Origin of the sequence: Bacillus sp. AR2-1 (assembly GCF_008368755.1) — a bacterium.
GTDB lineage: Bacteria > Bacillota > Bacilli > Bacillales > Bacillaceae_G > Bacillus_A > Bacillus_A wiedmannii.
Map to the genome: position 1 here is coordinate 176,718 of NZ_QORY01000006.1, position 18,334 is coordinate 195,051.

An 18,334-nucleotide genomic window follows, 5' to 3' on the forward strand; every position below is an offset into this window, starting at 1 on the left:
GGAGGAATCTAGTAGAAAAGTTGGTGTGTGAAATTGAAAAATGTATTGAAAAACCGTTCGTTCTTTTATATGTGGATTGGCAGTGCAATTTCAGAGTTAGGCGGGGCTTTCGGAACGTTATGTAATTCGATTCTTGTTTACGAATTAACAGGATCAAAAACAGCATTAAGTAGTATGTGGCTACTATACTTTATCCCATCTCTTATACTACAACTAATAAGTGGCCCATTTATTGATAAATGGAGCCGGAAGTGGATTATGATTTTTTCGCAATGGATGCGGGCTTCGGTTTTCTTACTGCCGTTAGTCATGTTACTTACTAACAGTATAGAAGTATGGCATGTGTATGTCGTACAAATAATAATCGGGCTTATTACGCCGCTGTATACACCTGCAAGTCAAGCAATTACACCGAGTATTGTAAGTAAAGAACAGCTTCAAGACGCAAATGCGTATATTGATGGAATGGCTCGTCTTATGATGTTTCTTGCGCCCGTATTAGCCGGAGTAATCATTCATTTGATTGGAACAGAACTTACATTATCTTTCGTATGTATTTGTCTATTTGTTAGTGGCGCATTATTACTTAATATAAAAGAAAAGAGAACAAAACAATCTATTCGGAAAACGTGGTTAGAACAGTTTCTTCACGGTTTTACATATTTTTTTACAAAACCAGTTATCGTTTGGCTCGGTATTTTTCTTACTTTCGTGCAATTTGGAGTTGGGGTTACGCTAGTTACAAATCTTCCTTATATAAAAGACGAGCTGTCAGCCGAGTATGCGGAATTTGGTTATTTTATGGCCGGATTCCCATTTGGCTATGTAGTTGGATCTATACTAGTCGGAAAAGTAACATATAAAAGCCGGCGTATACTTATGCTTGGTGGATTGTTTATAGGAGGACTCACATATATTTCTCTAGCATTCAATCATAGTATAGTAATTGCAGTGTTCATTGAAGTTGTTGCAGGCATTTGCATTGCCTTTTTCAATGTTCATAACACGACAATAAGCCAACAAACAGTACCAAACAATATGATAGGGCAAGTATTTTCAGTGCGGTTATTTTTCATACGATCCGCTATGCCGTTAGGTGTGTTATTAGGAGGCATACTGAGTGAAATGTGGGGAGTGAGAGCACTATACTTTATCATCGGTGCGATTATATGTACCACTTCTTTAATAGGAATATTACTTCCGTATTTCAAATTTTTAGATGAGGCGATAGAAGAGAAATCAGCATAATTCAAATAATTATAACTTTTTAATTGAAAATAATTATCATAATCAACTATAATAGAAGAATACTAGTATTCGTATTACAAAGAGGGAGTGGGATTATATGTTTATCGAAACGAAAACATTTACAGTAAAAGAAGGTACATCAAATATAGTTGTAGAACGTTTCACTGGAGAAGGTATTATTGAAAAATTTGAAGGCTTCATCGACTTAAGCGTTCTTGTGAAAAAAGTAAGACGCGGCGACGAAGAAGTTGTCGTTATGATTCGCTGGGAATCTGAAGAAGCATGGAAAAACTGGGAAACAAGTGAAGAACATCTAGCAGGACATAGAGCGAGTCGTGGTAAACCAAAACCAGATCATATCATTAAAGTGGATCACGCAGTTTATTATGTAAAATCATCGAAAGCGGCTTATCAGCAGTCGTAAAATATAATTAAAGGTAGAGGATATTTGTTTATTAATAAACAAATATCCTCTTTTTTTGACTTATAGTAAAATATGGATGTGATATATGTTTTATTGTTTCGTTATAAATGGAGGTAAATGAAGTGAAAAAAATGTTTGGAGGTTACAAATGTTAGAAGCACAAATATCTGTTAAACATGAACAACATAAAAAATTAGTGCAAACCATAGTAGCTGAAATCTTATCTATAAATAAGATAACTGGATGTATGCTTATCGGATCTGTCGCAAGAGGTGATGCATATCCTGATTCGGATTTAGACTTCTATGTTCTTTTAGAAGACGGACAAAATAAGAAATTTCATTCTGAAACGAGAGAAGAAATTTTAGTTGAATATAAGTATGCAGACGTTAATCAAATACTAGAAAACTTCAAAAACAATCCGATGGAATTATACTCATTTTTAGAAGGGAAAATTTTATTTGATAAAAGCGGCGAGTTGAAAAAGTTAAAGGAAATAGCTACATATGAATTTGAAAACTATCGTGTTTCTAGTGACAAAGTGAAAGGCATTTCTCATTGGTTGCATAGTTCGCTCATTAAAATTCAGTCTGCTTTAAAAGCAAATGATGAGTTAAAAGCTTCATACATTGTTCATACGTCAACTTGGACATTGTTAGAAGGGATATGGGCTATTAATAACAAGCCTACACCGCCAGCGGGATCTGTTTTAAGGTATATACAAGTGTTGCCTAATAAACCAATTCATTTGGAGGCATTACTTCATAAACTATTTGTAGGGGATACAATAGAACGTACCTCTTCAGCAATTTTCTTGATTGAGTGGATTTTACACAATTTGAAAAGTAAATAATTTGACCATTTTATATAGGTAAATTAAAATTTCATGTCGAATGATTCATGTAATTGCATGCATTAAAAAAGCGTTCTAAGCTATAGAGAAAAGTATTAGACTATAAAGCATAGTCTTAGACGGAACGCTTGAATATCTTGCTTTACATATTTAGGTGTTATGGATATGAGTCTATATAACTTCTGTTTAATAGGAGATGAGTAAATGAAGTTAAATCATTTGAATCTATGTGTTGATGATTTATCAGAAGCGAGACATTTCTTTGAAACATTTTTTGATTTTCAATTTTTGGAGCAAAAGGGGAAGGCACTAGTAGTGATGAGTGATGAGAGTGGATTTATACTTGTGCTAAGCGATCCAAAAGCATTTAAGGGAAATAAGGAAGTTATGTACCCTGAAGCTTTTCATATTGGTTTTTTAGTGGATACTTCAAGTGAAGTTGATCAAACATATAATCGTTTAGTAGCTGGTGGCATTGAAATAGACAAGGAACCGTATGCAATGAGAGGTAGTAGTTACGGTTTTTATTTTTCAATGTTTAATGGATTGTTAATTGAAGTGTCCTGCCTTGACTATAAAGATGGTAAGAAAATTTAATAATAAATTTACAATAGTAATTGCATGAAGATGTAACTATACCCCTTATCCAGTTTGGAAAGGGGCTTAATTATTTTAAGGGACATAAAAGTAAAAATAAACGAATTTTAGTCAGGAAAAGGGTTTGTGAGACAGCCTTTTTATTAATCTATCTGAATCTCAAATTCAATCACAGCTTGATCTTTCCTAAACGGTATATTAAGTTCTTTAAATCGTAATCTAATTCCAGACGAATTATCAGGAAGGGCAGGAGATACAACGAAATGATGACTCAAATGTCCATCAGTACCGCCACCACCTTCAGGCCAGCAGTCATATGTATCATCTATTGATAATTGGAAGAAACTATGAGGCTTATTTTCATTAAAAACTTTATCAGTGGAATCCCAATCGCTATATAAATAAACTACACTAGCATTTGCATATTGCCGAATAAAAGTTACGGTATACATGATACCATCATGTTCATAAGATTTAAAAACAGGTAAATGTTTTTTGAATGTAGTTGGTTCGACGCGAGGTTTAAATTCACCTTCGTCCATCATGGAAGAGAATAGTGAATTTAAATAGTCTGGATAGAATCCGTATTGCTTTGCCCATTTATAAATGGCTTCATCATGTGGAAAACCTGGATCACCATCTGAAAGTTCTTTTCGTTCTTTTAATAGGGCACAAATTTTTTCATCGATAGTATATAACCTTTCATCGTAATAATCAGTAGGCCGTTCAAAACCCATTCGTTTCATAATCATTCCTCCTTTTCTTTATTTTAACAAAAAAGAAAGTGCGATACATTTTTAAATGTAAATTTAAACTCATTCATAAATCAAATATTGTAGACTTAAAATGAAGTTTGATAACAAGGTCTATTTAGCAGAGGAATTGCTTATGCATAAAATAATAATAATGTATGAATCAAGCAGGTTTCCCATATGGTAAAGTACGAAACTATTATAAGTAGTACAGTGAAATCAATAGGAGGTTACCGCTATGACAGCTGTTTTTAAAGATATGGCGTTCCAGTTAAAAACGGAACGACTCGATCTGAATATGTGGGAGGAATCTGATGCAGTCTGGCTGAGACAATTAATTGGTGAACGTGGTGTGGACATGCCAACCATTGAATCTGTTCGTAGCTCTCTTATCGAAATGCGCAAGAAAGCAACTGAAAATGGTATTTCTCTTCTTACTATACGTAGGCGAGAAGAAGGGGATTTCATCGGATACTGTGGTTTAATCATCGGTCGTTCCACGCTTGAAGAGCCAGAGATTGCATATGAGTTGTTCCAAAGTGCTCATAGAAAAGGTTATGCGACAGAGGCAGCATCAGCAGTGCTTGAGGCCGCGATCGCTACGGGGCGCCAAAGACTTTGGTCAACTGTAGGTGCTTGGAATACAGCGTCTTTCCGGGTATTAGAAAAGATAGGGTTTCATCGGCATCACAGTACGTGGGGGGAGCGCGGTGAGATTGTTTGGAACGTACGCGATCTGTAGAAATCTGACTAAATCCGGAACAAAAAAATGTAAAAGAAAACCTCTATGCTAGGTTACTTAGTAATCTAACATAGAGGTTTTTCTTTATAGTAAATATTAATTTTGTATATATTTAAGAGTAATAGTCTGTCGTTTATTTTAATTTTTTACATCGTCGAATAATTGGAGTGCCTCTTTCACATTCAATCTATTCTTCACAATGCCATGAATCGCTTGAATCATCGCAGCAGGATGTTCAGATTGCCATATGTTTCGCCCCATATCTACGCCGATTGCGCCTTCTTGCAGTGCATTGTACGTAATGTTTAATGCGTCTTCAATTGAATCGAGTTTTGGACCACCAGCGATTACAACTGGGGCAGGGCAAGTGCTGGTGATTTTTTCGAATCCTTCGCAGTAATACGTTTTAATAATGTCAGCACCCATTTCAACACATACGCGGGAAGCGAGTGCTAGAAAGCGTGCTTCACGTTTTTGTAATTCTTTCGCAACAGCGGTAATACCGAGTACTGGTAGACCGTAATCGTGAGCTTCTGAAACTACATTTGCGAGATTTGAAACAGTTTGTGTTTCATAGTCTGATCCGACGAAAACAGAAACACCGACGCCAATTGCGTTTTGTTTTACTGCTTCTTTTACTGGTGTAACAATTGTTTCATTCGCTAAATCTTTACCGACGACAGTAGCTCCACCTGAAACACGCATAACCATCGGTGTGCTGCAGTTTTCAGGAATACAGGAGCTAAGTACACCTCGAGTTAAAAAGAGGGAATCTGTGTAAGGAAGTAAGTTTTTAACTGTTTCAAGTGGCTGTTCTAGCCCGTGAATGGGTCCTAAAAAGTAGCCGTGATCTATCGCTAACATAACCGCTCTTCCATCAGGCAAAATTGTATTTAATCGATTTTTAAATCCCCAAGTCATTAGAAATCACTCCTTCGTTAATGTTGGATTTCCCGTTTGTACCGTATCTTTATTTGGTAAATGTGGTGACTTAATAAAAACTGCTTTAAAAGGTTTGTCAGAATGGTTAATAAGATAGTGAGATTCATGAGGGCGAACTTGCAATACATCGCCTTGTTTAATCGGAACTTTTTCGTTATTCACATAGAAATCAATTTCACCTTCTAATGCATAAAAGACTTCCTCGCACGTCGTATGGTAGTGATTTTGAAACTCTTGCCCAGGCTGAATGACAACAAGGCCAAGATCAATATTCGGACCTTGTATTAAATATTTCGGCCCATTATCACCGAAGCGATAGGAGAAGTCATTTTCATTCGCTTTTAACATACTTTTTCACTCCTTTATGTAATGTGTTACAGAGCACCAGGCGCAATCCACATATGTGAGGTGAGCCCTTTATCAGCTAAAGCGAGTTGACTGTTATACACAGTTTTCCATGTTTCATAGAATTCTTTATATAGTTCATGATTTTCAGTAACTGGTTCAAATGTGTGCTCCCACTGTACAAACTGTTCAGCAGTTTCTTCCATAGCTGAATATATGCCAGCGCCAACTCCAGCAGCAATCGCAGTTCCTAAAGCAGCTGCTTCTTTCACAACAGGTACTTTTACAGGAATGCCAAGGACGTCCGATAAAATTTGTGGCCATAGTTTTCCTTTAGCAGCACCGCCAGCAAAAATGACTTCAGAAGGGAATGTCCCTGTTAGATTTTCTATTAATTTTAAGTTGCCAAGTGTAACGAAGGCAGCATTTTCTTCAATAGCACGGAACAGTTCTTTTTTTCCGCATTTGTCTGCATCTAAACTTAAATTTAAAAAAGAAGGTGCGGCATGACGCCAAGAAATGTAGTTCATAACATTTGAAAAGGTAGGGATAATGCCATGTGAACCAACAGGTACGTCTTTCGCTTGTTCTTCTAATAATGTATAAGCATCTACACCGAGTTTGTCAGCAAGTTTCTTTTCCTCATGGCAAAAAGCGTCTCGAAACCAGCGCATAACAAGGCCTGGGAAAAAGGCAATCGTTTCATATTGCCAAAGGTTAGGTACGACGTGACAATTTACCCGAATGGAAGCATGTGGATCTGTTTTTGGTTCTGTAACATTGACTTCTTGTTGCCAAAAACTACCTCCGCATATTAACGTTTGATTAGGTTTCACGACTCCTGTTCCAAGTGAGGCCATTTGTGCATCTCCGCCCCCGGCGACGACAGGAATTCCTTCACATAATCCAGTTAATGCTGCACACTCTTTTGTGACGTTGCCAATTACTGTACCCGCTTCATTTACTGTTGTTGAAAATGGTAACGTTAAACCGCACTCGATAGCGACATCGTTATCCCATACTCTATTTTGCAGGTCAAAAATACCGGACGTACATCCATTTGATGGATCGATTTGCAGCACGCCGCTTAATTTATATAAAATCCAATCGTTTAACATCGTAAAAGAGTGAATAGCATTATAGACGTCTGGTTCATGTTTTTTAATCCAAAGTAGGCGGGGTAAAGCACCTAATGAAAAAGTTTGACCAGATCTTGTATATAATTCTTCTTCAAGATGTGACCGAATTTCTTTTAGTTCACTAACTTCGGCGGATGCGCGCCCATCAACATTTGCACAAGCCCAAATTTCTTGCCCATCTTTATCATATAAAACAAAACCTTCTCGCATACTAGTAGCGCTAATAGCTTGAATAGAAGAGGGCGAGACATTACTTCTTTGTAAAACTTCTTTCGTGCATTGTTGTACAAGTTGCCAGTTTTCTTTTACATCAAAATTCATAGAGCCTGGATAACAAGGATCCGTTTTATGAACCCATTCTTTTTGACTGACCGCAATTTGATTACCTAGTAAATCAAAAAGAACAGCTCGAATGCTTCCTGTACCAGCATCAAAAGCTAATAAATGAGACATTAACAATCACCATCCTTTCGTAATAAGGAGAGGGCCGTTTCCTCATCGGTAATTAATGTATGAATGAACTTTCCTTTTAAGGCACCATAAATTGCATCTATCTTTTCTATACCTCCAGCAACACCAACGACATGTTTCATTTTGCGCAGAATCGAGAGCGGCGTACCAATTAGTCGATTATGATGTGGGAGCTTTAATAAATCACCATTCGTATTATAAAACTGCCCTAAAATATCGCCAGCACCGTTTTGACTACGAATATATGTCATCTCACGTAGTGTTAATTTTTCTTCTTTTACAATAGTTGCGTCTTGGGATAGCCCGCCAATGCCAACAACTGCTGTATGAGCAAGTGAAGCGACATGAAGCATATCTTTTACACTCGGTTCTGATAGAATACTTTGTGCCATTTCGGTTGTAGATGCTAGAAACGGCGTAGGGATAATGTGAAAATCGCCTTGCATGTAGTGAAAATAGTTTTGTTTTCTCGGGAGATAGTGATTTACTCCGCCTGTTAGCGTTACAATTGAAAGATTAATAGAAGTTTCAAAATGAATGTTTTCTAGCATTTTGCTAATCGTTTCACCCCAGCCAATGCCGAGTAAATCGCCTTGTTGGAGCTGAGTTTCTAAATACTGTGCAGCAGCTTTTCCGAGAGAAGCGTGATAATTGTTTATTGGAGTAGGGATAATGAAAGCATCTTTTAAATGGAATTTTTTCATTAGGTCACGCTCAATACTTAAACAGTGTAAACCAGTCCCTTTTACGTGAAATGTAACGATACCTTCACTGCGCGCCTTATCTAATAATCGGACAACTTTATTTCTTGAAATGTGAAGAAGTGAAGCAATTTCCTGTTGTGTTAATTGGTCTTTATAATAGTACCAAGCTACTTTAGTTAATAAATTCTCTTCAAAGTTCAGCTGTGTCATACGCGTCATCCCTTTCAACAATTGACCACTGCTTAAACATATGTGCCATGTATTTTGTTTATTCCAGTTGAAACGATTAATTGTCTGATGAAAAAAGTGTTCTAGATATGAAAAAAGAAATATACAATGCTACAAAACAAGTAGAACAAATAATCATTTTCTCAAAAAATGTTCTGGATGAAGGCAGGTGACATCATGTGGAGAACGTACCTTTATTACATGTAAAGAAAATGAGTAAGGCGTTTTCAAATCAACATGTGTTAAAAGAGGTGAACTTACAAGTAGAGCGTGGCGATATATACGCTTTAGTTGGAGGAAATGGTGCTGGAAAATCAACATTAATGAAAATATTAACGGGGTTATATTCGTATGATAGTGGAGAAATGTATGTAAAAGGAATGAGGAAACAGTTTGTAAATCCGGAAAAAGCACACCGAGAAGGGATTTACTTAATACCACAAGAACCACTCATTTTTCCGCATATGACCATTGAAGAAAATATATGTATCGGACTAAAAGGGAAGAAAAAGGAATTAAAAGTAAAGATTCAGCAATTGATTGACAGTTTAAGATGGGATATTGACCTTAAAGAATTAGGAGGATCACTATCCATTGCGCAGCAACAGTTAGTAGAAATCGTTAGAGGATTAATACGGCAAGCCGAGATTCTTATTTTAGATGAGCCAACATCGACATTAACAACTCACGAAATAAAGAGTCTTTTTGTGCTGATGAAAAGTTTACAAGAAAAAGGAATTGGAATGATATATATTACGCATCGCTTTCCAGAAATCTTTGAAATTGCCAACAAAGTAGCGATATTACGTGATGGAATGATTGTAAGCCAAGGTGATGTATGTGACTATACATATGACATGCTAATGGAGGGGTTATTGCCGAAAGGGTATAAACAAGAAGAGAAAAGAGAAATAGTGCAAGAGACAAAAGAAACGAAAAAAATATTAGAAGTAATTGATATAACGAGTCACGCATTCGAAAATATATCATTTACTGTACATGCTGGAGAGATTGTAGGAATTGCTGGCATTGTTGGATCAGGCAGAACGGAATTAGCAGAAACCATATTTGGATTGAAGTCTATAAAATCAGGTTCTATTTTATTAGAAGGAAAATCAATTGATTCATGCTCTTTGCATAAAAGACTTAGCGAGGGATTAGTTTATGTGCCAGAGGATAGAGCAAGAAATGGTATTTTCTCAATTGCATCGGTTAAAGAAAATATGACTGCAGCAAGTTTACATCAGAATAGTCGATTTTTCATTAACCAAGAAAAAGAAAGCGCTTTATTGAAGGCGTATATAGAACAGTTTCGAATTGTTGTACGAAGCATGGATGAAGTTCTAGCATCTTTATCGGGAGGTAATCAGCAAAAAGTCGTGCTTGCAAAATATCTTGCGTGTAATCCAAAAATTATTATTCTTGATGAACCGACTCGCGGAATTGATGCGAAAGCAAGGATTGAAGTATATGAGACGATAGAAAAAATGAAAAGGGAAGGACTCGCAATATTATTAATCTCTTCCGATGTTGAAGAAATTGTTCAATTAGTAAATCGTGTATATGTAATGCGAAATGGACAATTTGTTTCTCATTTAGAGAAACAAAATATGACTGTAGATGAAGTTACACGTCTTGCATACGGAGGTGTAACGGAATGAAACGTATGTATAAAATGCACGAAACATCTATCATACTATTATTACTCATTTACATTGCCATTGTCGGAATGATAAATCCAAGTTTCGTTCAGCTTAACTCGTTATCTTTAATGATGAAATCAAGCGTTATTTTAGTTGTGCTAGCAATTGGCCAATCGTTCGTCTTATTTACGAAAAATATAGACGTATCAGTCGGTTCAATTATGGGATTAAGCGCAGCTGTTTGCGGGATGTTGTTAACGGATGGATATCATGCATTTTTGTCCATACTTGCTGCTATTTTACTTGGCGCTATTCTCGGTTTTATAAATGGGATTGGCGTTGCGAAGTTTCGGGTACCAGCTATTATTATGACATTAGGTATGTTAGGGATCATTAGAGGTGCGATGTTAATTTTCACAGGCGGAAAGTGGATTGAAGACATACCAAACAATTTTAAGCAACTGTCATCGATCGTCATATTTGGTTTGCCGATAATTGTATGGGTTGTTCTTATTATTTTACTACTACTATACTTCTTTTTAAGGAAAGTGCCATTCGGAAGATACTTCTATGCGGTAGGTGATAATGAAGATGGCGCGAGACTCATTGGTATACCAGTTAATAAAGTGAAGATATATGCGTTTATTATATCTGGCATAAGCGCTGCTCTCGCTGGTTGCATATTTGTCATGAATATCGGGTTCGTACCAAATCAAACAGGTACCGGGATAGAACTACAGGTTATCGCAGCTGCTGTACTAGGGGGAATTCATTTAAAAGGAGGAACGGGTTCTATAGTTGGAGCTGCATTAGGAGCAGTATTTTTAGAGGCGATTAGTAGTTCACTTGTCTTTTTAAAAATACCTGCGTTTTGGAATAATGCTATTTCAGGGTTTTTATTATTAGTAATCGTTATATTAGATAGTGTTATGAAAAAGTGGAAGGCGGAAAGGAGGATGAATCTATGAAGTATTTGTACAGATGGGAAGGTGTTCTAATTGTATTACTTTTTATAGAATTCATTCTCTTTAGTTTTATAAGTAGTGATTTCTTAAATATTAGTAATCTCCTTTTTAGTACAAATGATTTTCTATTTATAGCAATCGTAGCGATACCAATGACTTTCGTTATTGTAACAGGAGGAATTGACGTTTCTGTAGGATCTATTATGGGGTTAACTTCGATTATAATTGGTGTACTTTGGATGAATGGAATACCTATTTTGCTAGCGGTCATATTAGCTCTTTTAATCAGCTGTTTAGCAGGAGCTTTAAACGGATTCATTATAAAAATGACAGACGTAGAGCCACTTGTCGTTACACTCGGAACAATGTTTTTATACGGCGGAATTGCACTCGTCATTTCAGGAGGGGCAGGTGCTTCTGGATATGAAGGGATAGGTGGTTTGCCTGACGCATTTGTACAACTGGCAAACGGTAGTTTTATAGGGATACCGAATTTATTATGGTTATTGATTATATTAACGATTTTATGCACTGTATTGTTTCACCGTACTATTTATGGGCGCCACGTCAAATTAACTGGTGCAAACGAAAATGCAGCAAAATACACTGGGATCAAAACGAAAAAAGTAGTCATCATCGCTTACATACTTTCCGGGTTAGGAGGTGGATTAGGAGGCGCTTTCTTAACTGCATATTTCAGCTCCGCACGTGCTGATATGGGAAGTGAAACGATTTTACCAATCATTACAGCAGTCGTATTAGGCGGGACACTTATTACAGGGGGAAAAGGAAGTATTATCGGTACTGTACTGGCGAGTATTTTTATTGGGTTAATGCAGTATGGCTTGCAAATGACGGGTTTAACAAATGAACAATCTAACGTAGTTATTGGTATTATTCTTATTCTTTCAGTTATTATGAGACATTTCAAATTACATCAATTCACACCGTGGAAAAGAAAGAACTTGCATAAGGGGGAAATGTCATGAAGAGAAAACTGGGGATTGTATTCATTGTATGCATTTGTTTAATCGGTTTAATCGCTTGTTCTAGTCAAACGGCAGATAAGAAAAGGGCAGATGATGTGAAATTTGCATTCATTCCGAAATTAACTGGAGTTGGCTTCTTTACATCGGGCGGTGAAGGAGCAAAAGAGATGGGAGATAAGTTAGGCGTACATGTGAAATATGATGGACCGTCTGAAGCAAGCGTATCAGGGCAAGTGAAATATATAAACAACTTTATTAATCAAAACTATGATGCACTTATGGTCTCATCTACTTCAGTAGATGGTCTATCGCAATCATTGCAACGAGCTAAGAAAAAAGGAATGACTGTTTTAACGTGGGATTCTGATGTGAATCCGAAAGACCGATCATTTTATATAAGCCAAGGAACACCAGATCAACTTGCTAATTTATTAATTGAAATGACTTCCAAACAAATTGGAGATAAAGGAAAAGTAGCTTTCTTTTATTCTAGCCCAACAGTAACGGATCAAAACCAATGGGTAACGAAAGCGAAAGAAATTATTAAAAAGAAATATCCAAGCTGGGAAATTGTAACGACGCAGTATGGTGAAAATAATGCGCAAAAATCTTTATCTGTAGGAGAGAACATTTTAAAAACATATCCAGATATTAATGCAGTCATTTGCCCGGATGCAACGGCACTACCAGCGATGGCACAAGCAGCTGAAAACTTAAAAATGGATAAAAAAGTAGTCGTAACTGGTTTTTCCACACCAAACGTTATGCGTGATTACGTAAAACGTGGAACAGTACAACAATTTGGATTATGGGATGTAAAACAACAAGGTGCACTCGCAACGTATGTAGCAAATGAAATAGTAGTAAAAGGGAAGAAGTTAAAAGTAGGGGATAGTTTCGAAGTAAAAGGAATCGGAAAAGTGAAAGTAGAGCCAAACTCCATCCAAGGTTATGATTATGAAGCAGAAGGAAATGGAATTATAGTATTACCAGAGCGGGTTGTATTTACGAAAGAGAATATTGATAAATATAATTTTTAGTAACAAAAAAACGTCCGAATAAATCGGACGTTTTTTAATAACTTCTTTAATTATGAACCGTTTCTTTTTCATTTAATCCAAGCGTACGACCTGTAGAAGTGTGAAGGTCTTGGAACAATCTTGGATTTTCAGTTAGTGAAATGCCATAAGAAGGAATCATTTCTTTTATTTTTTCTTCCCATTCTACCATGCGGCTCGGGAAACATTTTTCTAATACTTCAAGCATGACGTGAACGGCAGTAGAGGCACCTGGTGAAGCACCTAGTAATGCAGCGATTGAGCCGTCAGCTGCACTAACAACTTCAGTACCGAATTGAAGTGTACCTTTACCGCCAGCATCAGTATCTTTAATTACTTGTACACGTTGCCCAGCAACTACAATATCCCAATCTTCACTTTTCGCGTTCGGAATGAATTCGCGTAATTCTTCCATACGTTTTTCGTGAGATAACATAACTTGCTGAATTAAGTATTTTGTTAATCCCATTTCTTTTACACCAGCAGCTAACATCGTTAAGACGTTATTTGGTTTTACAGAACCAATTAAGTCAAGGTTTGAGCCAGTTTTTAAGAACTTAGGAGAGAACCCTGCGAACGGTCCAAATAGTAAAGCTTTTTTATTGTCTATATATCTCGTATCAAGGTGAGGTACAGACATTGGCGGAGCGCCAACTTTAGCTTTACCATATACTTTCGCATGATGTTGCTCGACAACTTTTTGGTTTTTACATACCATAAATAGTCCACTTACAGGGAATCCACCAATATGTTTTGATTCAGGGATACCAGTCTTTTGTAGTAGAGGTAGACTACCGCCACCGCCGCCGATAAAGACGAATTTTGCAGTGTGATGCTCAATTTTACCACTATTCATATCGTGTACTTTTACTTCCCACAAACCATTCTTTGTGCGTTTAATATTTTCGACACTATGTTTGTAGTTTAGCTCGACATTTTTCGTTTGTAAGTAATCAAACAACATACGTGTTAATGCACCGAAGTTAACATCTGTTCCAGAATCAATCTTCGTTGCAGCCATTGGTTCGTTAGGTGTACGTCCTTCCATAATGAGTGGAAGCCATTTTTTTAATGTTTCAGGAGCATCGGAAAATTCCATACCTTGAAACAGTGGATTTTTTGAAAGCGCTTCAAAACGGTTTTTTAGAAACTCAACATTTTTTTCACCTTGTACTAAACTCATATGAGGTAGAGGCATAATGAAATCTTGTGGATTACGAATTAATTTACTTTTTACAAGATATGCCCAAAATTGTCTTGAAAGCTGGAATTGCTCATTCACTTTTACAGCCTTACTAATATCTATAGATCCGTCAGATTTTTCGGAAGTATAGTTCAGTTCGCATAGCGCAGAATGCCCTGTACCTGCATTATTCCATTCATTAGAGCTTTCTTCCCCGGCACTTGCGAGTTTTTCAAAAACTTTAATTTCCCATTCAGGTGCTAATTCTTTTAGTAATGAGCCTAACGTTGCACTCATAATTCCTGCACCAATTAAGATAACGTCTGTTTTTTGCTGCATGTTGCTCATGATAATCTCTCCATCCCCTATATTGGCAAAAAAGAGTAGGTGTTTTCTATGTCTAAGCCGTAAAAGAGAAACACCGCCTAGGCCCCACCTAGGTATTTACCTTTTTTGTCTCAATTGTATAACCATCTCATACTCTATTATAATAATTAATAGACTAAAATATCTAGTGTTATCTGATAATTTTAAACTATTTAACGTTTTATTCGCCAAAAATCTTATTTAACAAGCTCTTTTAAGGTGATAAATAGAAAAAAATTACAGTTTGAAATTATCCCGAAAAAGCTTACGTATCGTAGAATGGGTAGAAAAGATACCTTTTTATGGAATTTTACCTCTGATAATAGTATGGTTATTCTGTAAAATGAAAAGGAGGGATACCAATGCGTACACAAGAACAAATCGCAAACTTATTTCGAAATTTTTCAATAAAGGAATGTAAAGGGTCAAGTGATTTATATGAATACTTATCAATAAAAATTGCTGAAGATGAGGAAGTACTTACACTATCTTCCTACGCTCAAGTAGGCCAACCAATTCCAAACTTATTATTAGGTGCTGTACATTATTTATTACTATCAGGGAAAGAACATCATTTAAAAATGTATTACAGTAGCTTAGTTGAAAATGCTAATACGGATTTAAATCAAGCTTTTGATTATTTTAAAGATTTCTGTAAAACGTATCGAGAAGAAATCATTACCTTATTACAAACGAAACTCGTTCAAACGAATGAAGTAAGGCGATGTGCGTACTTATACCCAAGTTTTTGTTACATATTTAATAAAGTGAAAAAACAATTAGCGTTAATTGAAATTGGGACAAGTTCTGGATTACAACTGTTCTGGGATCAATATAGCTATTCGTATGGAACAGATGTAACATACGGAAATATAAACTCGAATGTGCATGTAACTTCTGAAATAAGAGGAGAGAATGTGCCTCATTTTCTAAAAGAAAGTCCATCTGTCGCAGAAAGAATAGGACTAGATTTACATGTAAATGATTTACATAGTAATGAAGATTATTTGTGGCTACGTGCACTCATTTGGCCAGAGCATAAAGAAAGACTTGAAATGTTTGACCAAGCAGCATCTTTAGTGAAAACTGAATCTGTTCAATTAATAGAAGGAGACGGTGTGGAGCTATTGCCATCTATCATCGAACAAATAAGTAAAGATGCTATAATCTGTATTTTCCATACACACGTCGCAAATCAAATACCTGAACAAGTAAAACGTAAGTTAGAAAAACAAATCCAAGAAATCGGTGCAAAACGTGATGTATTCCACCTATATAACAACATGTGGGACCGGGACCTTCATATTGATTATTATATTAACGGAAACGAATATCGTGAAACGGTTGGAGAAACCGAAGGGCATGGGAGATGGTTTAGCTGGAAAATTGGAGACCGAACTTTATGCTAAAGGAAACCTAACAATTATGGGTTTCGTCACCAATATTCGTAATAAAAACAGTTGACAGAAGGTAATCCGTCAACTGTTTTTTATTTTTATTAAACTTGCTTTATGTATCCAATTAAGTGTTAAACATGTCCCTGCTGCATGTTGCAAATAGCCCATGAAATAATCTTCTCTCAAAAGAAGCTAAAGAAAGTAGATTATAAAACTCTTGCTAGTGCCAAAAAAAGAAGCCACTGGTTAATGGGCTATATTACTAGTTTAATAATTTATAACTTCAAATGGAAAAACCAAGGGAAAGTAAATATTTAAAATGAATATATAATACATGCGAGAACGAGCGCAATTGGATAGGGGGCTTTCAAATGCATATGGACGAACGAATGAATTTGCAGGTAACTAGTCAGGCTCTTCAGGTAATGAATAACGGAATTGCTGTTATAAGTCATGATGGAATCATCACATATAGCAACAAACTATTCTGTAGCATGCTACAGAAAAAAGAAAATGAAATAATAGGTGAGCATATATCAACGATTATTCCTGATCGTAAAAAGTTAGTAGTGAATCAAAAGGATAGTTTGTACAGGTATGAATGTAGGAGTGGCAACCAAGTTTTAATTGTGAATGAATCCCATGTATATCGGAATGAGACAGAATACGGATCAATTGCCATTCTGGAAAGTAAGGGGAAAAGTATACAGTCTTTGGAAAGCATCATAAGTCGATATGAAAGTGCCCTAAATTTACTGTCTGAATGCATTCTAGGGGTAAATGAACAAGGAATTGTCAATTTTTTAAGTGGTTCTTATGCACAATTTTTAGGGATTGATGATCCGAAGGAAGCGATTGGTAAGCATTGTACGGAGGTTGTTGAGAATACGAGGATGCATATTATCGTAAAGACGGGACAGATGGAAATTGGGCATATCCAGCGTATAAGTAATCGGAATATAATCGCAACGCGCATACCTATCATCAAGGAAGGCAAGATTATTGGAGCAATTGGTAAAATTATGTTTCATGATATACAGCAGTTTAAAGCTTTGGGAGATCAAATTAGTGAAATGGAATCAAAGTTATCTTACTATCAAACTGAATTACAGCGGCTGCAAGAAAGGCGACTTTCCTTTCAAAGCATTATAGGAGAGAGTGCAAAAATGAAAGAAGTCAAAATGATGGCTTTAAAGGTTTCTAAAAGTCGGTCTACCGTTTTGATAAGAGGAGAAAGTGGTACAGGAAAAGAGCTCTTTGCACATGCGGTACATCGTGCAAGTCCGCGTGCTAGTGGCACATTTATTCGCTTGAATTGTGCTGCGATTCCGAGGGATCTTTTGGAGGCTGAATTGTTTGGATACGAAGAAGGGGCTTTTACAGGAGCAAAAAAAGGCGGTAAGCCTGGGAAGATTGAGTTAGCTCATAAGGGAACATTGTTTTTAGATGAAATTGGTGATATGTCATTGGACATGCAGGTGAAGTTGCTTCGTGTATTGCAAGAGAAAGAGATTGAAAGAATTGGAGGTACAAAAATTCAAAAGATTGATGTCCGTTTCATTGCGGCTACACATCGAAATCTCCGTGAAATGGTGCAAAGTGGGGAGTTCAGGGAGGATTTATATTATAGGCTGAATGTGTTTGAAATTGATATCCCTCCGTTGCGAGAGAGAAAAGAAGATATGATACATATAACGGAATTTTTAATTAAGAAATTGAATGGTGAGCTAGGTAGTAACGTTATTTCATTGGATGAGAGAGTAAGAGATTTATTTATGGAGCATGATTGGCCAGGGAATATTAGGGAGCTAGAGAATGTATTAGAACGAGCGATGAATGTTATAGAAGGAATGATTATTCAAGTGCATCATCTTCCTGCCTATTTACGAAAAAAAGATTTGGAAGAAGAGTTAATCCATGAAATATTTACGATGGGCCATGAGAACCATGAGATGAGTTATTTACTGAAGGCGGAAGTGGAATCCGCTGAAAAACGTGCGATTACGAGAGCTTTGGAAAAAACAGTTGGAAATGTAAAAGAGGCAGCCGAGCTTTTAGGAATTCATCGGGCCAGCTTATATCGAAAAATAGAGAAATACGAAATATCGTGAAGGAAAGTAAAGGGCAAATAGGCCCTTTTTTTGTTTGTAGTAATAAACACTGTCTCTTTTTTGCGACATTTTCTTATAGATGCGACATGGTTGCTAATGTTTGTAGCGCAAATGCGACATGTGAGGTTAGAAAAGTAAGGGAGATTACGAAGGAATAAGGGAATAGGTAATGAGTCG

17 protein-coding genes are annotated in these 18,334 nt (G+C 36.4%); 11 read left to right on the forward strand and 6 right to left on the reverse strand.

Annotated elements, in window-relative coordinates:
• Nucleotides 1–33: 33 nt before the first annotated feature.
• The 4 genes from DT250_RS05525 to DT250_RS05540 all read left to right on the forward strand — a co-directional run bounded on the left by DT250_RS05525 (nt 34) and on the right by DT250_RS05540 (nt 3,122).
• The gene (locus tag DT250_RS05525; RefSeq protein WP_142293494.1) at nt 34–1,248 is read left to right on the forward strand and encodes an MFS transporter; all 1,215 of its coding nucleotides are present in this window, start codon (nt 34–36) and stop codon (nt 1,246–1,248) included.
• 97 nt (nt 1,249–1,345) lie between these two features.
• Nucleotides 1,346–1,672 carry a heme-degrading monooxygenase HmoA gene (gene hmoA, locus DT250_RS05530; RefSeq protein WP_088609164.1) on the forward strand — a complete coding sequence of 109 codons (327 nt, stop codon included), beginning with the start codon at nt 1,346–1,348 and terminating at the stop codon, nt 1,670–1,672.
• A 148-nt stretch (nt 1,673–1,820) separates the two neighbouring features.
• Nucleotides 1,821–2,525: a nucleotidyltransferase domain-containing protein gene (locus DT250_RS05535; protein WP_088609163.1), complete on the forward strand. Its 705-nt coding sequence runs from the start codon at nt 1,821–1,823 to the stop codon at nt 2,523–2,525.
• A 204-nt stretch (nt 2,526–2,729) separates the two neighbouring features.
• Nucleotides 2,730–3,122, forward strand: a complete 393-nt coding sequence (locus DT250_RS05540) for a VOC family protein (RefSeq protein ID WP_046959774.1) — start codon at nt 2,730–2,732, stop codon at nt 3,120–3,122.
• A 143-nt stretch (nt 3,123–3,265) separates the two neighbouring features.
• On the opposite strand, the gene DT250_RS05545 is transcribed toward DT250_RS05540, so the two are convergent.
• Nucleotides 3,266–3,868 carry a chorismate mutase gene (locus DT250_RS05545; protein ID WP_141542741.1) on the reverse strand — a complete coding sequence of 201 codons (603 nt, stop codon included), beginning with the start codon at nt 3,866–3,868 and terminating at the stop codon, nt 3,266–3,268.
• A 244-nt stretch (nt 3,869–4,112) separates the two neighbouring features.
• Between DT250_RS05545 and DT250_RS05550 the strand changes: the two genes are divergently transcribed.
• A complete protein-coding gene (locus DT250_RS05550; RefSeq protein ID WP_088063795.1) occupies nt 4,113–4,616 on the forward strand; it encodes a GNAT family N-acetyltransferase in 504 nt (167 codons plus the stop codon).
• A gap of 138 nt (nt 4,617–4,754) precedes the next feature.
• Here DT250_RS05550 and lsrF read toward each other — a convergent pair whose 3' ends face one another.
• Genes lsrF through DT250_RS05570 form a run of 4 tightly spaced genes read right to left on the reverse strand, consistent with a single transcriptional unit; the run spans nt 4,755 to nt 8,427 of the window.
• Nucleotides 4,755–5,537 carry a 3-hydroxy-5-phosphonooxypentane-2,4-dione thiolase gene (lsrF, locus tag DT250_RS05555; RefSeq protein ID WP_088063794.1) on the reverse strand — a complete coding sequence of 261 codons (783 nt, stop codon included), beginning with the start codon at nt 5,535–5,537 and terminating at the stop codon, nt 4,755–4,757.
• Nucleotides 5,538–5,543: 6 nt separating this feature from the next.
• Complete coding sequence (locus DT250_RS05560) at nt 5,544–5,906, reverse strand: cupin domain-containing protein (protein WP_088609161.1); 363 nt, start codon at nt 5,904–5,906, stop codon at nt 5,544–5,546.
• 26 nt (nt 5,907–5,932) lie between these two features.
• Entirely contained in the window at nt 5,933–7,495 is a 1,563-nt protein-coding gene (gene lsrK / locus DT250_RS05565) for an autoinducer-2 kinase (protein ID WP_142291763.1), read from the reverse strand.
• Nucleotides 7,495–8,427, reverse strand: a complete 933-nt coding sequence (locus tag DT250_RS05570) for a sugar-binding transcriptional regulator (RefSeq protein ID WP_087984656.1) — start codon at nt 8,425–8,427, stop codon at nt 7,495–7,497. Before DT250_RS05570 ends, lsrK begins: the two co-directional genes overlap by 1 nt.
• 197 nt (nt 8,428–8,624) lie before the next feature.
• On the opposite strand from DT250_RS05570, the gene DT250_RS05575 reads away from it, so the two are divergent.
• The 4 genes from DT250_RS05575 to lsrB are packed head-to-tail and all read left to right on the forward strand — an operon-like array spanning nt 8,625 to nt 13,082.
• Nucleotides 8,625–10,106: a sugar ABC transporter ATP-binding protein gene (locus DT250_RS05575; RefSeq protein WP_097890221.1), complete on the forward strand. Its 1,482-nt coding sequence runs from the start codon at nt 8,625–8,627 to the stop codon at nt 10,104–10,106.
• Nucleotides 10,103–11,056, forward strand: a complete 954-nt coding sequence (locus DT250_RS05580; RefSeq protein ID WP_060487174.1) for an ABC transporter permease subunit — start codon at nt 10,103–10,105, stop codon at nt 11,054–11,056. The genes DT250_RS05575 and DT250_RS05580 overlap by 4 nt, the downstream gene beginning before the upstream one ends.
• Nucleotides 11,053–12,042 carry an ABC transporter permease subunit gene (locus tag DT250_RS05585; protein WP_149212752.1) on the forward strand — a complete coding sequence of 330 codons (990 nt, stop codon included), beginning with the start codon at nt 11,053–11,055 and terminating at the stop codon, nt 12,040–12,042. Before DT250_RS05580 ends, DT250_RS05585 begins: the two co-directional genes overlap by 4 nt.
• Complete coding sequence (gene lsrB / locus DT250_RS05590; RefSeq protein WP_087984658.1) at nt 12,039–13,082, forward strand: autoinducer 2 ABC transporter substrate-binding protein LsrB; 1,044 nt, start codon at nt 12,039–12,041, stop codon at nt 13,080–13,082. Before DT250_RS05585 ends, lsrB begins: the two co-directional genes overlap by 4 nt.
• A gap of 46 nt (nt 13,083–13,128) precedes the next feature.
• Here the strand turns inward: lsrB and DT250_RS05595 are convergent, their stop codons facing one another.
• On the reverse strand, nt 13,129–14,631 hold the full coding sequence (locus tag DT250_RS05595) for a malate:quinone oxidoreductase (RefSeq protein WP_000069156.1): 1,503 nt from the start codon (nt 14,629–14,631) through the stop codon (nt 13,129–13,131).
• A 380-nt stretch (nt 14,632–15,011) separates the two neighbouring features.
• Here DT250_RS05595 and DT250_RS05600 point away from each other — a divergent pair, with 380 nt between their 5' ends.
• Both DT250_RS05600 and DT250_RS05605 read left to right on the forward strand, forming a co-directional pair.
• On the forward strand, nt 15,012–16,058 hold the full coding sequence (locus DT250_RS05600) for a DUF2332 domain-containing protein (protein WP_088063790.1): 1,047 nt from the start codon (nt 15,012–15,014) through the stop codon (nt 16,056–16,058).
• A 359-nt stretch (nt 16,059–16,417) separates the two neighbouring features.
• On the forward strand, nt 16,418–18,157 hold the full coding sequence (locus tag DT250_RS05605) for a sigma 54-interacting transcriptional regulator (protein ID WP_088609156.1): 1,740 nt from the start codon (nt 16,418–16,420) through the stop codon (nt 18,155–18,157).
• The last annotated feature ends 177 nt before the right edge of the window (nt 18,158–18,334 follow it).